At 41.8% G+C, this 14,293-nt stretch carries 7 protein-coding genes; 2 read left to right on the top strand and 5 right to left on the bottom strand.

Going from position 1 to position 14,293, the window contains the following annotated elements; translation table 11 throughout:
- Positions 1-591: 591 nt before the first annotated feature.
- The 5 genes from ACP6PK_RS12305 to ACP6PK_RS12285 form a co-directional block, all read right to left on the bottom strand.
- A complete protein-coding gene (locus tag ACP6PK_RS12305; RefSeq protein WP_426559849.1) occupies positions 592-1,605 on the bottom strand; it encodes a formylglycine-generating enzyme family protein in 1,014 nt (337 codons plus the stop codon).
- Entirely contained in the window at positions 1,602-1,724 is a 123-nt protein-coding gene (locus ACP6PK_RS12300; RefSeq protein WP_426559848.1) for a hypothetical protein, read from the bottom strand. The genes ACP6PK_RS12305 and ACP6PK_RS12300 overlap by 4 nt, the downstream gene beginning before the upstream one ends.
- A 3-nt stretch (positions 1,725-1,727) precedes the next feature.
- Positions 1,728-2,471, bottom strand: coding sequence for a class I SAM-dependent methyltransferase (locus ACP6PK_RS12295; RefSeq protein WP_426559847.1), 744 nt, complete (start codon positions 2,469-2,471; stop codon positions 1,728-1,730).
- A 383-nt stretch (positions 2,472-2,854) separates the two neighbouring features.
- Positions 2,855-5,398: an arylsulfatase gene (locus tag ACP6PK_RS12290; protein WP_426559846.1), complete on the bottom strand. Its 2,544-nt coding sequence runs from the start codon at positions 5,396-5,398 to the stop codon at positions 2,855-2,857.
- Between the two features lie 252 nt (positions 5,399-5,650).
- Positions 5,651-7,345, bottom strand: coding sequence for an arylsulfatase (locus ACP6PK_RS12285; protein ID WP_426559845.1), 1,695 nt, complete (start codon positions 7,343-7,345; stop codon positions 5,651-5,653).
- Positions 7,346-7,842: 497 nt separating this feature from the next.
- Here ACP6PK_RS12285 and ACP6PK_RS12280 point away from each other — a divergent pair, with 497 nt between their 5' ends.
- Together ACP6PK_RS12280 and ACP6PK_RS12275 are read left to right on the top strand one after the other, a co-directional pair.
- The gene (locus tag ACP6PK_RS12280; RefSeq protein ID WP_426559844.1) at positions 7,843-8,844 is read left to right on the top strand and encodes a helix-turn-helix domain-containing protein; all 1,002 of its coding nucleotides are present in this window, start codon (positions 7,843-7,845) and stop codon (positions 8,842-8,844) included.
- A gap of 580 nt (positions 8,845-9,424) precedes the next feature.
- The gene (locus ACP6PK_RS12275) at positions 9,425-13,918 is read left to right on the top strand and encodes an nSTAND1 domain-containing NTPase (protein WP_426559843.1); all 4,494 of its coding nucleotides are present in this window, start codon (positions 9,425-9,427) and stop codon (positions 13,916-13,918) included.
- The last annotated feature ends 375 nt before the right edge of the window (positions 13,919-14,293 follow it).

Raw genomic sequence — 14,293 nt, 5'->3', positions numbered from 1 at the left:
CGCTAAAATGATTCTTTAGAAAAATTTTAGTTTTGTACTTTTGCCAAAAATCTATTCCACTATTTTAGCTGTGTCACGTCAGCGCCAGTAGGGTGGGTTTCGGTAGTTGCCGACATGAAAAGCGTCAGCGTAACCCACCTATTAGAAAGATTGTTGTTGGGTTTTGACCTTGGAAATGTTCCGCAAACGTCCCATGCTGCGCAACGCTAACGCGAACAACCCAACCTACATCTACTTTATTGACACGACAATAGGGTAGGTTAGCGTTAGCGTAACCCACCTATTAGAATTGTTGTACTGGACTGATATAGGTTAGTGCCCTGCGACAGATAGTTAAAAGTCTGTAAAAGGATTGTAGCTGTCTAATATAAAATCCGGTTGAAAAGTAGTCATTGCGACGATAGGAAGCAATCTCATGGATGAGGCGAGATTGCTATCCGTTCCGGAATGCTCCGCAAATCTTCCACTCCGTTCCACTCGCAATGACTTGGGTATATTAATTATCCGGATTTTATCTAACGCACCCTACTGGACTATCCAAGCTAAATCGTTTAATTATTAATTATTCATTATTAATTCTTAATTATTTACTTAGCCCAAATTTTTGATCAGGCGAAAACCAATGTGAGTGGTTCCCGTATCCGGTGACTGAGACTCCCGTGCAGCCGGACGGTATCGACTGCAATAATTTTTAGCACAGAGGTGAGAACCACCTTTAATGACGTGTACCGCACCCTCGGCAGGTTTTTTGGGGTCAAAACTTTCGGCTTGGCTGGGACCTTCTGGGTTAACGCTATGAGCCATATTCTTTCGTTCTACCTGATACCAGTCGGCTGTCCATTCCCAAACGTTACCCGTCATGTCATACAAACCGTAACCATTTGCCTTGAACGAACCAACAGGAGCAGTTCCCAAGTAGCCATCCGCTTTGGTATTGAGAAAGGGAAAAATTCCTTGCCAGGTGTTCGCTTTTTTGGCAGAATATTCTTGACCCCAGGTGTAGGTAGAATCTTTTAAACCACCTCTGGCGGCGTATTCCCATTGAGCTTCAGTGGGAAGTTGTTTTCCTGCCCACTTGGCGTAGGCTAAGGCGTCTTCGTAGGCAATATGAACAACGGGATGTTTTTCTTTCCCTTTAATATTACTATCCAGACCGTAGGGATGTTGCCAGTTTGCGCCCACAACCCAATGCCACCAACTCAGATAAGCGACTTGTTGAATCCCTTCTGCGGGAGGTTCAAAAACAAGGGAACCAGGCGATCGCTGTTCATCAGGTAAGTCAGGAAATTGTTCTTTTGATAGAGGACGTTCGGCAATGGTAACGTAACCTGTATCTTCAACAAATTTGGTAAATTCGGCGTTGGTAATTTCGTGGGAATCAATGCAAAATGAACTGATACTAACATCTTCAACAGGTAATTCTTCGATAAATTCTGGTTTATCGGACCCCATTTTGAAATCTCCTCCGGGAATGAGAACCATATTTGAGGGACAAGTTGAAGAGGGTACGGCAAATGCACTCGGACTAAAAAGAGTAATGGCAAGAATAAAAGCACTGAGAACAATTAGGAATTTTTGAATATAATTTTGAGAATTATTCATCATTTGAGTCGCAGAATTATTTCGCTGAGGTAGAGAATAGCTTTGAGCAGAGAAACTTCATTGATTTGAGGTGATACTAAATGTCGATAACCATCTCTCCGTGCTGGAGAGACGAGAGACAACTTTTACCTTTGGAAAACGTAGAACTTATTGGATGTATCAACCCCTAGAGACTTAAACCCGACTTCAGTAAATGAATTAATCATTTCTATTTCATCGAAGACTACCAATTTTACAGATTGACGTGAAAGTATTTTTTCCTCATTGGAAAATGTATACCACTTTGTCATATAGTCACCTGAATGGTTGATTGATTGAGAGTAAGTAATATCTTCTGATATTGCTTTTGAATAGTTCTTGTGTTCTCCCTGAATTGAAATAATTAGTAATCCATTGTCTTCTAAGAGATTGTAAAGTTTACGCAGTAGGCTAAGATGATCTGACTTATCATCGCAGTAACTATATAATCGATACTCTTGATTATCTTGGTGTGAAATACAGATAGCACCACCACTAGAAATGATAGATTGGAAAGACTCATTTTCTGGATAATCTCTAATGTCTAAATTTAATAACTTGACATTGTAATCTGACAACCTACGCCGAGCTTTGACAAGCATTTCTTCAGAAAAGTCTACTCCTGTGATATCGTAGGAGTAGACTTTCAGCATTTGTTCAGTAAGTAAACCAGTTCCGACACCCACATCTAGGATTTTTGTTCTGCTTCCTAAGATAAGTGCCAGTGAGTTAACAAAGGCTTGATAATCGTAATAACCTGCTTCCATCAATAAATCATAGAATTGAGCAAGTTCTATGTACTCATTCTGCTTTCTAATAGTATTTGAAGAAGCTTGATTCATAGTTGACATATTTTTGTTAGTCCTAGTTTGTAAGGTTTATTCTTCTGAGTAATTAGGGTGAGCATTGCTCACCCAATTGGGTCACTTAATCCGCACTAGCTGTACTTTTTCTTTTCTTTCCTTTCCTTTCTACTAAACTGACCCAAACTTACCCATGAATGATTGCATGAGCTTTGTAGGAGCGAATGGCTATTCGCCCCTACTTCCTGTCTTGCTAACGCAAAGCTACGCTAACACAGAAGACCACTGACCACAGTCTGTGTACGGACGTTTGGCAACGTCCCTTCTTCTCCACAGGCTTAAAATCGCTTGAAACTCAAGCTACTTATTCAGATAGTTTTCTAAATTGACAGCAACATTAAAGTCTCTGTCAGCTTGAAATCCAAAGCTCGCTATTTGCTTGAATAACGTTTCTCAACCTGCTGAATGATTGAGTCCCAAAATTCTTGATTCCCCACTTTGGTTTCAGGTTCCTCGGGTTCCTCGGGTTCCAGCAACTTAACTGTCAGTTTATTCAAGGTGCCAGTGAAGGGGAAGGGAACTTCATCGGCGTAATCCAGCGAAACAGGAGAACCCAAATCTGTCCCAACATCAAAGCTCTCACTAGCGGTAAAAGCAGCAGGCACCGTGCGCTTAACCTTTGTACTAGCAACTTTAGTTCCATCAACCTTAATCACCACATTGGCTGGAGCAAGAGGTTCCAGGCTAGTGAAGGTAGTTTTCACTTTAATGGTGTGATAACCGGCTGGGATCTTTTCTTCGGATTCAGCTTTGTACCGATCCAACAACATCATGTTGTACTCGTACTTGAGCTTTCCGTCCTCCATAAACAAGGTCAAACCGCCACTCGCACCACCGAGAGCATAGAGTACACCGGAATCGTTATCGTTTAGATCAACATCGATCGTCACCAAGTTGCTTTGACGCCCCAGACCTGGTGCGGTAAACTCAGGCATCCGAGTCGTGGTGGTATCAAACGTCCAACTCGTGTAAGGAGTTCCGATCCGATCTTCAGGATGGATGCGAGTCCAGAGACCGCCGCCAATGGGAAAGACCTTATTTTCTTCTGCTTCTTGCAAGAACAGTTGCTTCATCATCTCCAGAATCTCTGGCTGTTTGGCTGCAAGATTTTTCTTTTGTGTGAAGTCCTTCGTCAAGTCGTATAATTCCCACTCATCTTTACGAGAATCCCAGGCTTCTAAATCTTCACTGTCGCCGGTAGTCCAAGGAGTCAGAGGACCAAACGTGCAGGCATACCAGCCATCGAAATAGATACCACGACTGCCGTTATTCTCAAAATACTGGATCTCCTTTTCACCTGGTGCATCAGGATCGTTAAAGGTATAGGCCATGCTAGTGCCATCAAGTGGTTCCTGGATAAAACCATAGAACTCTTCCGGTGGGGTAATATCCAGAATGTCGTAAATGGTCGGCGCAATGTCGTTGACGTGATGGAACTGCGAACGGGCGGTGGAGTCAGGGGTAATCTTAGCGGGCCAAGAAACCACTAGGGGATTGCGAGTCCCACCGAAGTGAGAGGCAATCAGCTTGGTAAAGCGGAACGGTGCATCGCCAGCCCAAGCCCAAGCTGCATTATACATATTGTCGGTTTTAGCACTCCCCAGGGCAGAGAGACCAGACGGATCTTCTGGAGTGCCAAAATCACGACTGAGGGCATCGAGTTGCTCTTCTACAGTATTGGGAATCTGGTTCTGGGCTAGCAGTTCGCTGATACTGCCCTTTTGACCTTCGGCACTGGCACCGTTGTCTCCCCAAATGTAAAAGATTAGGGTGTTGTCTCGAATGCCTTCGGCTTCCAGTTCGTCAACGATCTTGCCTGCTTGGGTATCCACATCTTCTACAAAGGCGGCGTAAAGCTCCATCAAGCGGATTTGGAACTCTTTTTGCTCTTCTGGAATTTCATCCCAAGAGTCCATACCTTCAGGTCGAGGGGTATCGACGTCAAACTTTGATAATTGGGGAAGCCAGTCTAAATTTTTCTGGCGCTTAAATGTGCGCTTACGCAAGGCATCCCAGCCATCGTCAAACTTACCCTTATATTCATCGGCTAACTCGCTGAAGATGTGATGGGGACCGTGGGCAGCACCAGGAGCCCAGTAGAGAAAGAAGGGCTTGTCGGGAGTATACGCTTGGCGTTGGCGCAGCCAGCTAACAGCCTGATTTGCCAAATCTTCACTCAAGTGATAAGGCTGTGTTTCCTCTTTGTCGAAGTAGTGGGGGGGTTCGATCGCGGTTGTATTTTCAAACAGCCGTGGCTCATACTGGGAGGTTTCTCCAGCGACAAAGCCGTAGAAATAGTCAAAGCCATGTCCGGTTGGCCAGCGATCGAATGGTCCCATAGTGGTTGTTTCATTCGCTGGTGTGTTGTGCCATTTACCAAAGGCTGCGGTATTGTAACCATATTCCCGCAATACTTCCGGCAGTGTAGCCGTAGTCTTGGGAATGATGCCCAAATAACCATCCCAATCTGTTGCTCGTTCTGCAATGGTGCCGGAGTGGACTCGGTGGTGATTGCGCCCGGTCAAAAGGGCAGCACGAGTGGGAGAACAGATGGAAGTGGTATGGAAGGTGTTGTAGGCAATTCCGTCATCCCACAAGCGTTGAATGGTGGGGGCATGAATCTCACCACCAAAGGCTTCAGCTTGCCCAAATCCCACATCATCCAGGAGAATAACTAAGATATTGGGGGCATCGTCGGGTAAATAGTTCGGTTCTTCCCGTCGGATCATAGGCGTGGACTCTTGTAGAGTCTCATTGGCGGTACTAGCGGAAGGCACAGGAGGAAAGGGTAGGGAAGTGCCATCAGCAGTTTGGGCTAATACAGGGGGAGCAATGGTCCCCAATAGGAGAGAGGTGGTCATCGCAAAAACCACGACGCCTCTCAAAATTCGGTGCAAAAGACCGTTGAAAAACATAGATAAAACCTCATAAAAGGGGTTAACACAATCTCAGGCCACATCCCAAAACACAATCTGGGTAGCCTTGGGATGGGCTGTAGAGTCCCGATCGCTCGATTGGAACCCTACAGCCTTGGCTGAATTAGAAACGCAATAGTTCATTAACCAATGGTTTGTCAAAGGGCTAAGAAAATCTCGCAAGTTCTGTCGGGTGCGTTAGGCGAAGCCATAACGCACCAAACGATCGGCAATCACAGAACAACCAAGTTATTAGTCACCGCTGCCAAGGTTAATTTGATTCGTGATTTCTTCAATGAGAGGATCGAGACTCGTACTAAAAGGAGGCTGACTAGGCGGATACTCCTCAAAGCTTTTCAGATACTGTTGCACCAGTGCTTGGGCTGGCAACAGAAAATACTGATGACGAGAATACCAGTCTCGATAGTTGTTGGAATCGGTGTCTGCTCGCTCATAAGGGTCACGGCGAAGATTGAATATCTTAGGCAGACGTAAGTTCACAAAAGGTTCCCACCAGACATCGTAATAATGGGACCGTTGTTCCTTGTAAACAATCTTCCAATCGCCAATCCGAACTCCTGGCAGTTGACCCTCATCATTAAAGTAAATGAAGCCGGGTCGCCGTCCCTGTTTATTCTCTGGATCTAGGAGGTAGGGCAGTTGGTTGTACCCATCTAGGAAGGTGTGGCAACGATTTGTGGCTATATCCTGGGGACAGTCCCGCAAAAGTTTAATCTTGTAATTATCCTCGCCGGCCGCTGCCATCAGGGTAGGTACCCAATCCAGGTGAGAGAAAATCTCGTGGGAGACAGTTCCAGCAGGAATATGTCCCGGCCAGCGAACCATAGCGGCAACTCGATAGCCCGCTTCCCAGTTGGTGTTTTTCTCGCCACGGAAGGGACTTAGACCTCCATCGGGCCATTGGTTATAGTGGGGGCCGTTATCGGTGGTATAAATGACAATCGTGTTATCAGCAATACCCAAGGTATCGAGCAAGTTCAACAACTCACCCACATGGCCGTCGTGTTCCAACATCCCATCAGCATAGAACCCTTGACCACTGATGCCTTCCACTTCATCGCTGATGTGAGTATAGAAGTGCATCCGGGTAGAGTTAAACCAGGTGAAGAAGGGTTCATTGTTAGTGGCAGCGTTGGTGATGAACTCTTTGGCACGATTGAGGAATTCGCGATCGACCGTCTTCATCCGTTCAATGTTCAGTGGGCCAGTATCTTTGCAAGACTGATAGCCCAATTCGCCGAAGCGGGCTTTTTCTATTTTCTTGAGGGGTCCATCAGGCAACGGCACTCCATTGGCGTCGAGAATCGGCTCTGTGGAATAAGCTTCCGACGCTTGGCAGTCAAGAACACCCCGTGGTCCCAATAACGTCGCAAACTTGCCATCAGGGCCACCGGGATAGTCTGGGTTTTCGGGTTCTTCCTCTGCATTAAGGTGGTAGAGATTACCAAAAAACTCATCAAACCCGTGAACGGTGGGTAAGTATTTGTTGCCATCGCCCAGGTGGTTTTTACCATATTGAGCCGTGACATAGCCCAAATCCCCTAACATTTCTGCCAGGGTGGGGTCTTCGTCCTGGAGGCCAAAGGGTGCCCCCGCAAACCCGACCTTGAGCAAACCTGTCCGTAAACCACTTTGTCCGGTGATAAATGCCGCCCTACCCGCAGTACAGCTTTGTTCCGCGTAGTAGTCGGTAAACAGCACGCCTTCGTTGGCAATACGATCAATATTAGGGGTGTCGTAACCCACAATGCCTTTTTCATAGGCACTAATATTTGTCCAACCAATGTCATCACCCATGATGACGAGGATGTTGGGTTTTTCTGTAACGGCAAAAGCCGGGCTTATGGGGAACCAAGGTAATATCCCTGACACCATAAGCAATAGGGACATCACTATAGCGATGCCCATTTTCATGGAACGAATCACAAAAATAATCTCCTTAAATTAATTTTTAAGTAGGTAGGCGTAAATAAACGTCACTATGTAACAAAATGTTAAAGTAGTTGGAACCCTTGAGATTGCTATCCGTTCCGGAATGCTCCGCAAACCTTCCGCTCCGCGACTGTCGCAATGACGTACTTGTAATTTTTTTCACTTAACCTACTTAGCTTCAAAAACTTATTTCACAGTTAAAGGAATCAAAAGCCAGCTATCAGCTTTGAGCATTTTCTGGCGCTTGAGTAACCTTTAGTTAGTTAAACACCCTTGTATTGATATCGAATTTAGGATGGGTCATACCCACTCCGTAGTACAACGGAGTAATCCGAAGACTTGAAGATTAGTTTAGTAGTAATCTAGATGTTTGAATAACCAAAAATTCCAACTTTTTAAATAATATAAATTTATAAATTAATTCAAAAAAAAAAATAAGTTTTACTTATGATTTATTCGATTGTTTTCTTGCAGTAAAAAGGAGTTTGTTGATGGATATAAACAAGAGTAAAATTACCCAAACTAAAGACGATCCTAGGACAAGCAATCTGAAGATTGTCTCCAAATTCTTTACAGATGTAGATGGTTTAAAAGAGTTTGTTGCCTATCGACGGTACGAAATAATACAACTCACTCCTGGTTCTCTTCAAGCTAGTTTTTTCTCAATTCAGGTTGGTGATATATATTTCACATATATTCATGCGAATCAAGGGACTCAAGCTTTTGGTGAGAAATTGAAAGAATACTGCAATTTTTCCATAATCTGGTCTGAGAATAAAGGGGAAGTTCATGCCTTGCGTCACCCGATCGAGTCTCAAAGGACTCTTTTTGCTTTTAATGGAAAGGAAACTGACTTCGTATCCTCTCAAGGTGGAGCGATGACAGAGGTTTGTATCCCTTTGAAAACTTTTCATACTTATGCACAGAAACTACAACGCCACGATCTAGACGATAATTTTCTGAGTAAAAATCATGTGAATTTGCTCCCAACTGGGATGAAAGAAATTAAAGATTATCTGAAACAACTATTTTGGTTAGCACGATACAAACCAAATTGGTTACAAAAACCTCATATTGAGAAACTCGTTGCTGATGATTTCGTTCCTTTGGTAATTAGTCAGATTCCCATTCAGCGGAATTCCAAGGGTTTCCTCAAACCTTCTCGAAGAGAAAAATTGATTGCTCAAGCAGGGAAAAAAATGTTAGCGCACTTAGAAAAACCGCTAACTTTAAAACAGCTAGCTGAAGATTTAGAGTCTAGCACTTCTGCCTTATCCTATGGTTTTCAGGATTTATTTGGCATGAGTCCGATGCGCTATCTCAAAGTGCGACGACTCAATGCAGTACGACAACACCTGAAAGCAAGCGCTCCAGAAAGTTGTGTTATAGCTTCCCTCGCCAATCAATTTGGGTTCTACCATCGAAGTCATTTTACTAAAGATTACAAAGCCATGTTTGGGGAGTTACCTTCAGAGACGTTGTTCAATAATTGATAATGGATAATTGATAATTACCTCTCCCTAAAACGGATAGGATTGAATAAAAGGAAATTTTTTTTTGTTTCTCCTATGGGGAGAGGCTTTATACCTTGATTTTTCGGTAAAGAAGACATAGGAGGCGATCGCTAATATTATCTACTAGATATAGCAATCCTAAATAGGTTGTAATATAGAATCCGGTTTAACAATTGTCATTGCGACGATAGGAAGCAATCTCATTGATTTGGGAGATTGCTATCCGTTCCGGAATGCTGCGCAAACCTTCCACTCTGTTCCAGTAGCAATGACGTAGGCTATAGTAATTATCCGGATTTGATATAAGGAACTAGAGTCCCGATCGTGAATTTGATAATTTTGTGCAGTCTAACTTAACGAAGTCAGAAGTCAACCCACCCCCACCCCTCCCAGGAGGGGAAGTAGGGGCGAATGGCCATTCGCCCCTACAGAAGTTATTTTTGTCACGGGGATTAGAGTAACTCTCCAAAAACATTGGCGGGGTTTTAGACCCAATTTTTTTGATAAAATTGCTATTATAATAAATTGGCCAATTATTAACTAAAATGGGCTACCGTGCATGAACCGAGAAGCATTAGTAGTAGGCATCAATCACTATCCTTTACTCAGAGATGGCTCTGGCCACCCCCGACACCTAATTAAACCAGCAGCAGATGCAGAAGCGATCGCTCAATTATTAGAGACTTCTGGCAATTTTAATATGCAGCGCTTTCCAGAAGTTAAAATGGAGGGTTATGGGCAAGTAGATCCTTATCCCAAGACTAAAAATAGTTCTATAAATCTTTTAAAAGAAGCTATTTCTAAATTATTTAATCCCACAAATAATATCCCTGAAACTGCTTTATTATTTTTTGTAGGAAATAGTTTATTAGATGAAGAAGGGGGGGTACAAGAAGGATTTTTAGGCACTAGCGATACTAACCCTGAAAAGGGAAAATGGGGAATTTCGCTACATTGGTTAAGTCAATTATTACAAAAATCTCCGGTTAAACAACAAATAATCTGGTTAGATTGTTACTATCAGGAAAAAGAAATTGATTTCTTACAAACGGCTCTGAGTAATTTAGAATCAACCGATAATGATAGATGTTTTATTTTTGTTTCTCAACCGGCAGAAGCAACTACAATACAAACAAATTCAGAACATAGTTTTCTCACAAATTATTTATTAGAAGCATTAGATCCAGAAAATAATCCTAATGGTTGGGTGACAAATTATAGTTTAATAGACTATCTCAATCAAAAGTTAAATCTTTCAATTCAGCCTCCAGTATTTCATAATTCTGGAAATGAAATTATCTTGACTGGGGAAAAAGAAAGTACAGAAAATACCGATTTAACAGCGGGAGTTTGCCCTTATAAAGGATTAGCTCCATTTGAATTTAATGATAAAGACTTCAAATATTTTTATGGTAGAAAAACTTTAGTAAATCTACTTTTAGAAAAAGTTCGCTCTCGGAATTTCTTAGCAGTAGTTGGAGCCAGTGGAATTGGTAAATCAAGTATTGTCAAAGCCGGATTATTATATCAACTGAAATTAGGGCAAAGATTATCAGGTAGTAATACTTGGCCGATATTAATTATTAAACCAGGAGAACATCCTTTAAAAAATTTAGCAGCAGCATTTGTAGATTATCAATTACAGACATTATTAACTCTTGCAACAGAAGCAACTACTACTACAGAATTATCATCAACTTCTGGCCAGGAAGAACAACAAATAAAGCGATCGCCCAAATTATCAATTTCTCCACCGCCTCCACCACCTACACACAAAATCAAACGAACCCGTAGAAAATCATCTGCAACACCACCGCCAACAAGTAAAAATTCTGGCAATGAAAACCTAGAGCAAGGAAGAGAAAAGACTAACATAGAGCGCGTCATTCATTCCCCCATAGAAATTGAAGAATTAATTAATCAAGGTGCTAGTGGGTTTAGACAAGTGCTGCAAAATACTCAAGCATCTCGAATAGTTATGGTAGTAGATCAGTTTGAGGAAGTTTTTACCCTGTGTTCAGACAAAATAGAAAGACAGCAATTTTTTGAATGTTTGATGGGAGCAATAGATAGAAGTTACCAAGCTAACTCTAACGCTACTGGGTTGCTATTAATTATTACTATGGGAGCCGAATTTTTAGGTAAATGCTTTGAACAGGAATATTCTGGTTTAGCTAGACAAATTCAATCCCATTTAGTCACAGTAACGCCGATGACTAGACTAGAATTGGAACAAGCGATCGCCGAACCAGCAAAACAAGTAGGGATAGAAATAGAACCAGAATTAGTTGAACAAATGATTATTGATACGGAAAATTATGGTAGTTTACCACTCTTACAATATACTTTAACAGAACTATGGCGACAGCGCCGAACAGATCAGTTTAGTCTGACTCAATATATTAATTTAGGTGGAGTCAAAGGTTGTCTAGAAAAACAAGCTTATGCAATTTATCACTCTTTTAATGCTAGAGAGCGTCAGGTAGCAAAGCAGATATTTCTCAAACTTGTGCAAATTAATGAAGAGACAGTAAGCTGCAAACAAGTATTGAAAACAGATTTAATTACACCTCAACAATCATTAGCAGTTGTCAGTAAGGTGCTGAAAAAATTAGTCAAAGCCAGATTAATATTAATTACTAAATTCACAAATTATCAAAATAGTAATCAAACAGTAACAGTAGTAGAATTAGCTCATAAGACAATTATTAATAATTGGTATCAGTTAAATTTTTGGGTAGAGTCAAACAGGGAAGCAATTAAACAAAAACCAGGCATGGAAGCGGATGCTCAACGATGGCTGAAAAAAGATAAATCAGATAAATACTTGCTAAATGGGCGTAAGTTAACTTTAGCTGAAAATTTATTAGAGAGTGATACTGAGAGTGCTTTTGTGTCTGTATTAGCCAAAGAATTTCTCGAAAAAAGTATTAACCGCAAACGTTTTCAAAACAATTTTCGCATCAGAAGTATAGTAGGATTAATTATAGTATTAGGTTGTTTAAGTGGGTTTTCCTTAATTAGTTGGCGACTGGCAGAAAAAGATAAATTAAATGCCGAACTTAATGCCTTGAGTTTGTCAGCAGAAAATCAGTTTACTGCTAATCAACGTTTTGATGCTTTACTTACTGCTATTAAAGCTGGCAAAAAATTACACGATGCTTCAAAAGTGGCAGCAGATGTAAGAATGGGAGTTTTGATAGCGCTGCAAAAAACTGTTTATGGCGTGAGCAAGCGCCGAACTATAGCAGAACATACACAACCTATTAATAGCATCAGTTTGAGCAAAGATGGAGAAATTATTGCTTCTGCTAGTGATGATAGTACAATCAAACTATGGACTAACTACGGTGAAGAAATTGCTACTTTGAGCGGACATCAGGGAGCAGTTTACAGTGTGAGTTTCAGCAATAATGGTAAAGTATTAGCTTCTGGTAGTCAAGATGGTAGCATTAAACTCTGGAGTCGGGATGGTAAACTCTTGAGGACAATTAAAGGACACCGGGGAGCAGTTAATAGTGTCAATTTTAGTCCGGATGACAAGACTATTGTTTCTGGTGGTGTTGATGGCACGATTAAATTGTGGAATATTCAGGGAAAGCAACTTGTTTCTATTAAAGCTAATCAAGATAAAATTTATAGCGTTAGTTATGGTAAAGTATTAGCATCTGCGGGTGAAGACAAAACCGTGAAGTTATGGAATGCTCAAGGAAAACAATTAGCTATTCTCAAAGGTCACAAAGAGAGAGTGTTGAGCGTTAGTGTGAGTCCGGATGGTAAAAATATTGCTACTGCTAGTTGGGATAATACTGTTAAAGTATGGGGTATGGATGGCAAAGAAATAGGTACTTTGAAGGGGCATAAAAGTCCGGTTGTCAGCGTTAATTTTAGTGTGGATGGTAAGACTATTGCTTCAGGAAGTTCTGATGGAGAGATTAAACTATGGACTAATTACGGTCGAGAAATAGCAACTCTCAAAGGTCATGGCACCTGGGTTAGTAGTCTCAGTTTTAGTAATGATGGCAAGACTATTGCTTCTGCTAGTGCTGACAATACAATTAAACTTTGGAGTCTGCAAGAACAAAAGCTGCCTACTCTTAGAGGACATACCAGTTATATCACAGCTATCAGTTTGAGCAAAGATAGTGAGAAGATAGCTACTGGTAGTTATGATAATACTGTGAAAATTTGGAGTCGGGAAGGGGAGGAGTTAGCAACTCTCAAAGGACATCAGCGCGGTATTTCTAGTTTGAGTTTTAGTCCTGATGGTGAAACTGTAGCTTCTGCAAGTGCTGATGGAACAGGTATTGTTTGGAATTTAGCTGGTTTAGGAAATGCGACTCTCACCGGACATCAGGATCAGATTTATAGTATTAGTTATAGTCCTGATGGTAAGATGTTGGCTACTGCTAGCTTGGATAAGACGATTAAATTATGGAATCTTCGCGGTCAACAACTGCTGACTATTCCAGGGGGTATTGATGACCTCAGAACAGTGACATTTCGTCCTGATGGTCAGGCTATCGCTGCTGCTGGTTTTGGTGGTGAGAGTCAGGTAGTTTTGAAAATATGGAATCTGGAGGGTAAGGAATTACAAAAGATTGAGGGGTTGTGTAGTGTGGTGAGAAAGATTAGTTTTAGTGCAGATGGGAAGATTATCGCTGCCACTTGTTCTGATAATACGGTGAAGTTATTAACTCCTAAAGGTGAAGTAGTGGGAATTATCAGAGGTCATCAGGGAGCGGTGAATAGTCTGAGCTTTACTCTTGACGGCAAAATAATTGCGACTGGTAGCGATGACGGTACGGTGAAAATTTGGAATCTTGATGGGAAAGAGTTGGTGAGTTTAGCAGCTATTCGGGAAGGGGTGATGGATGTTAGTTTTAGTCCAGATGGTAAAATGCTTGGTGCTGTTGGTAGGGATAGGGTGGGGATGTTGTGGAATTTTGATTTAGAGAATTTGTTGGGGCGGGGTTGTGATGTTGTTCACGATTATTTGCAGAGTAGTTCTGATGTTAAAGAAGGCGATCGGGGTATTTGTGAAGGGTTTTAGTCAGTTATCAGTTATCAGTTATCAGTACCGACAACTGAAGTTGAAGGTGATATCAAATCCCGTAGTATGGGTAGAATTCAAGACCGTAGGGGTTTGGTCTCCAAATCCAACAAACTAGGAGTTTTTGCCAATACTAATGATAGAACCTTATTCTCCAAAGCAAGCGGATTTGATATTATACAGCATTTGTAGGGGCGAATGGCATTCGCCCCACTAAATATAGCGGTTCTGCGTAAGTCCTGAAAAATTGTTACAGGAGGTAATCAATATCATGTTATCCCTCGCACAAAACCTCGTCGAGCTAGGTGATGATTTGGAATTTATCGGGACTTTAGCAAATTTCAAGCCCAAACAAATCCCAAACTCTCTTTATGA

The sequence above is a fragment of the Dapis hubbardiae BLCC-M172 genome (assembly GCF_050016015.1).
GTDB lineage: Bacteria > Cyanobacteriota > Cyanobacteriia > Cyanobacteriales > Microcoleaceae > Trichodesmium.
Note: the sequence above shows the minus strand (reverse complement) of the source record. Positions and strands in the feature narration are given on the sequence as shown.

Coding starts and splice junctions, on each gene's coding strand:
- ACP6PK_RS12295 (WP_426559847.1), bottom strand. CDS start 2,471: ATGTCAACTATGAATCAAGCTTCTTCAAATACTATTAGAAAGCAGAAT.
- ACP6PK_RS12275 (WP_426559843.1), top strand. CDS start 9,425: ATGAACCGAGAAGCATTAGTAGTAGGCATCAATCACTATCCTTTACTC.
- ACP6PK_RS12290 (WP_426559846.1), bottom strand. CDS start 5,398: ATGTTTTTCAACGGTCTTTTGCACCGAATTTTGAGAGGCGTCGTGGTT.
- ACP6PK_RS12280 (WP_426559844.1), top strand. CDS start 7,843: ATGGATATAAACAAGAGTAAAATTACCCAAACTAAAGACGATCCTAGG.
- ACP6PK_RS12305 (WP_426559849.1), bottom strand. CDS start 1,605: ATGATGAATAATTCTCAAAATTATATTCAAAAATTCCTAATTGTTCTC.